The sequence below is a fragment of the Rhodococcus sp. EPR-157 genome (genome assembly GCF_001647195.1).
Classification (GTDB): domain Bacteria; phylum Actinomycetota; class Actinomycetes; order Mycobacteriales; family Mycobacteriaceae; genus Rhodococcoides.
This window is the reverse complement of record NZ_LVCV01000001.1, coordinates 1-4,482: the sequence shown is the minus strand read 5'-3', so window position 1 is coordinate 4,482 and position 4,482 is coordinate 1. Positions and strand designations below refer to the sequence as shown.

Below are 4,482 nucleotides of genomic sequence, written 5' to 3'. Positions count from 1 at the left end.
TCTCGGTGTATCGGCGGCAGCTCCAGGCGACGAGTTCGGGGTCGATTCCCTCACGGTCCTGCATCGGCGGCAGGACCCAACTCGGGGCACTGTGGTCGCGTGCTTCTCGGCCGAGGGGCCAGCGGCGTTCGGCGTCGTCGAGTAGATCCGCTGCACTCGGGTCGGGGTCGGTGACACCGCGGCGCAGTTCCACGATCGCGGCGTGGGGGTCTTTGCCGGCGCGTTCGGCATTGCGTAGGTGGGCGGCGAGGTCGGGCCACGCCCCGTCGTCGCCGAGGATCGTGTCGGCGTGCTCACCGAACTGGGTGCGCAGCGTCGGTTCGATGCTTTGCGCCCACACGCGCATCTCGTCCGCACCGTTCTCGATGTGCTTTTCGAGTCGCCAGTGCATCACGGCGGAGACGGAGTCTGCGCTGGCGAGTTCGCGCTCCGAGCGTGCGGCGGCGAGGGTGGGGGCGGCGTCGAGGCCGAGCTGCTCGGCGCGGCGGTACTGGTGGACGAAGGTGTCCCATTCGGCTTCGGCGATCATCGTGTTCGCAAACTCCGGGCCCATGTTCTCGCGGACAATCGCTTCGATGCGGTGCGCGTCGATGAGTTCGCCCGCGTACTCGTATCCGCCCACGTTGTAGTCGAGCTTGCGGTGCGCGACGGCGGCGTCGCGTTGCTGTTCGGTCGCCGAGACGTCCGAGCCGTCGCGGCCGATGATGGTCCGCACGACTTCGTCGGCGATCTTCTTGTCCGGGTGCACGTGGATCAGGTGCGGGTCGACGATCCGGTCGATGGGCACGTAGAGCTGGTTTCCGTCGCGGCCGCGTGTGAGTGCGACGTAGAGGGCTTGCCGGTTCATGGTGTCGTCGACGAGGACGTGGACCTGGTCGACGGTCATGCCTTGGGAGCGGTGGATGGTGGCGGCGTAGCCGAGCTCGCAGTGCTCTTTGACGTAGTCGGCCGGCAGGCGGATGCGTCCGCCGTGTTCGAGGTGGCGCACGGTCAGCGATCCGTCGCGGTGTGCGGTCTTGACCGTCCACAGGTCGCCGTTGCGGACTCGTTCCCCACGTGTGCCGGTGACTCGCAGGCTGGTGTCGTTGCGGCGGGTGACGATGCGGTCCCCTGCGCTGGCGCGCAGTCCGTCGGACAGGTCGTTGCCGCCCTTCTTGACCAGTCCCTTGGCGAGTCGTTCGGTGCGGGCCCGGTCGTTGAGGTCTCGGACGGCGTGGTTGCTGCTGGCGATCATCAGCGACGTCGTGTCGGTGTCCGAGGTCTTCGCCCAGGCGGTGAAGACCTTCTCGGCGAGGTCGTCGGCCATGCCGTGCTGCACGCGGTCTTTCGCGGCGTACCAGGCGGCGACGGAGGTATCACCGTCACGCAGTCGCAGCGAGATCTTGGCCTCTTCCTTGTCGCGGAAGCGATGAACGTCGACCAGTTCCGGTGCCGCGCTCGACCGGGCGACCAGCCGCAGTGCACCGCCCGTATCGACGGCGGCGAGCTGCTGAGGGTCACCGAGCAGTCGGACCACTGCGCCGTGCTCGGCGGCGATGTAGGTCAACCGGTCCAGATCGTGTGTCGAGGCCATGCCTGCTTCGTCGACGAGGATCATCGACCCCGGGCTGATGCCGGTGTCGAGTTCGTTCTCGTAGCGGGTGAGGACGTCGGCGATGGTGCGGCCGGTGACACCGAGTTCCTCGCCGAGGACGCCGGCGGCTTTCGCGGACGGCCCGAGGGCGATCACGTCGTATCCGGTGCTGCGCCAGGCATCAACGACCACCCGCATGGCGGTGGTCTTGCCGGTGCCGGCCGGACCGACACCGGCAGCCAGGAGCGCACCGGAGAACAGGAAATGCTCGACAAGTTCCTTCTTGTCCGCGCCGAGGTCCCACCCTTTTCGTTGGGTGTGCGCGGCGAGGGCGGCGGCGTAGGCGTGGGCAGGTGCCATCACTGCGGTCGGGGTGTGGGCGGCACCGACGAGGCGGTGTTCGGCGGCGAGGATCGCTGCGCTGGTGTAGGTCTCGTTGCCGTGCACGGTCAGAATCGACGCCCCGTCACTGCGCTGCAGCGCCTTCGGTGTCGCGTCGACCTGGTGAGTCAACCGGATGGACTCCGCGCCGAGGGCGGCTTCGGTGACCTTCTCGGCGACCGCGTCACGCTCGGCCGCGGTCGCGAACACCAGCGGCCGCAGTTGTCGTTGGACTTCGGCTTGGATGTGCCAGCGATTCCAGCTCGAGCGTCGCTGTGCGATACGTGCGACAGCGGTGCGGGCGATCTCGCGGTGGTCGATCGAGGCGGCATCGGTGACGGTGATCGTGTTCCCGGTGCTCGTCTTCAAGGCGGAGTTCAGGGCCCGTCGGCCGACGCCGTCGAGTGCACGTTCGCGCCATTCCGCGCGTTGGGCACCGAGCGATTTCGGTGGTGCTTTCTCTTTGCGGGTCTCCAGGGTCGCTTGGTCGGCGAGGCGCATCTGCATTGCGGTCGAGGGGTCTTTGCCGTGGGTCTTGCGGTAGTCCGACACGAGCTTTTCCAGGCGTGACTCGATGGCGTCGCGGCGGGAGAACTCGCTGAGCAGTGCGGTGGGGATGCCCTCGATTTCGCGGACGGCGCGTTTGTTGATTCCGGTGCCGGGTCGGTCGGCGAACACGGTGCCGAGTTCGCGGGTGACGTACTCCTCGATGAGGGTGTTGTAGCGCTCGGATGCGGCGACGGCGAGCTTGTGCAGCACGCGGCCGTCGAGGCTGCGCCATTTGCCGTCGATGCCTTGCACTTTGGTGGAGATCGCGACGTGGGTGTGCAGGTTCGGGTCACCGTTGCGGTTGTCGCGGTGATCGAACCGGGTGTACATCAGGCCGGTCGATTGGATCTGTCCGACACCGGCTTTGCCGACGCGGGTGTAGGAGGCGTTGTCCTCGACCCAGCCGATGGCATCGCTCACCGCGGCGCTGTGTGCACGCTCGACCGCGACACGGATGTCGTCGTCGCCTAGGCCCCAGAGAACCGACACAGATTTCTGTGGAGTGAACACGCAGTCGTAGCCGGCGACGGGTTGGCGTTCGCGGCGCTGCTGCGAGGCGATGTAGCGGACGAGCTCGGCTTCGCTGGCCGGTGATCGACCGACTTCGCGGTGGAACTCGTCGGCTCCGACGCGGTAACGGATTTGCTGGCACTGCTCGGCGGTGAGCGACTTTCCGCCGGCGGCGCGCTCCTTGTCGATCTCGGCGCGGATGCGCTTCATCAGTGGCACCTCGTTGCGGAAGCTCGCGAACTTGCGGCCCAGCCGCACGCTCTCGATAGCCGCGTTCGCCGTCGTACCGTCGAGGATGGCGGCCTCGATCAGCGCCTGGGCTTCGGGGTGCAGGCCCTCGCCGAACAGGGCTTTCATCTGGTCCTCGCGGACGTACCCGGATACGCCGAGTTCGGCCGCGGCTCGCCCTCCCCAAGTGCCCGGTTCGGTGCCTTCGGCGGCGTAGTAGTCGGTGAGGTCTTGGCCGCGTTCGAGGCGAATGTCTGCGCTGGCGACTTCGCGGGTGAGGTAGGTGTAGCCGTCGCCCGCGTGCAGCGCGTGAACGGTCATCATCGCGGGCATCGCCGCCCGCGAGCCCGTGTGCGACGAGATCTCACGGGCCGATCTCGCTCGCATTCTGTTTCTGAATCGCGCGGCACAGTCGCGATAGTACGCAGATTCCGCCCATGGACACTAATAGTGCAAGAGGTGTGTGGCGTTTACTTTGTTATTTCGCAGACGGTTACAGGAAATCTGAAGTCGATAGTATCTGGATTTCGGACGAATCAGAACGTATATGGACCTTGAGGGACGAAAGCTGTAGCAGGACAGTTGAATCAAGGCGCGTCTGGGCACGTGACACGCTTTCTTCGACCGGCATGTCGGCGGTAGCCTGTCCCGCATGACTCCCTTAAACGGTGGACCGGTCAGCGCTCGGGAACGGGCTCGGCGGGCGAATGCGCAGCGATTGTCGGACGCACAGTTGCGCATGAAGGATCAGGAGCAGGATTTGATTTCGTATTTCGATGCGACCCGCGACGAACAAAAAATCAACGACGATGTGACTGCGAGGATCGAGCGGTTGCGGCGGGACGCGGAAACCAAACTCGATGAGGCGTATGAGAGACGCGCAAGAGCACTGGCCGAGCTCAAGAAACGCGGTGAAACATACGCCAGCATCGCGGCCTTGGTGGATCTTTCAGTGCCCGAAGCGACGCGGTTGGTCAAATCGACAATGGCGTCACGTGCGACCGCAAGCCCCGATATCGGTGCGGCTGCAGAGGATGGCGTTTACGGCCCAGCTAGTACGGAGGAGAGCTACAGGGGCCATAGCGATTCCGCATCGAGTGCGACTGCAGAGCCATCGATTGATGAGTTCGCCCAGGCCGATGAAGCGGGCGGGCGCAGCAATGCCTGACAAACGAGCGAAGCTAGCAAGTAGGAGGTGAACAATCGTCATCGCACTTGTTGCCATGTGCTTGATCGTCGGA

The 4,482-nt window shown here is 65.5% G+C and carries 2 protein-coding genes; one reads left to right on the top strand and one right to left on the bottom strand.

Annotated elements, in window-relative coordinates:
- A partial coding sequence (gene mobF / locus A2J03_RS00010; RefSeq protein ID WP_231912296.1) for a MobF family relaxase occupies positions 1-3,628 on the bottom strand: 3,628 nt, incomplete at its 3' end.
- Positions 3,629-3,980: 352 nt separating this feature from the next.
- Between mobF and A2J03_RS00005 the strand changes: the two genes are divergently transcribed.
- A complete protein-coding gene (locus tag A2J03_RS00005) occupies positions 3,981-4,409 on the top strand; it encodes a hypothetical protein (RefSeq protein ID WP_231912295.1) in 429 nt (142 codons plus the stop codon).
- The last annotated feature ends 73 nt before the right edge of the window (positions 4,410-4,482 follow it).

What these genes read in the sequence shown, in the direction of transcription:
- A2J03_RS00005 (WP_231912295.1), top strand. Translation starts at nt 3,981, where the DNA reads ATGAAGGATCAGGAGCAGGATTTGATTTCGTATTTCGATGCGACCCGC.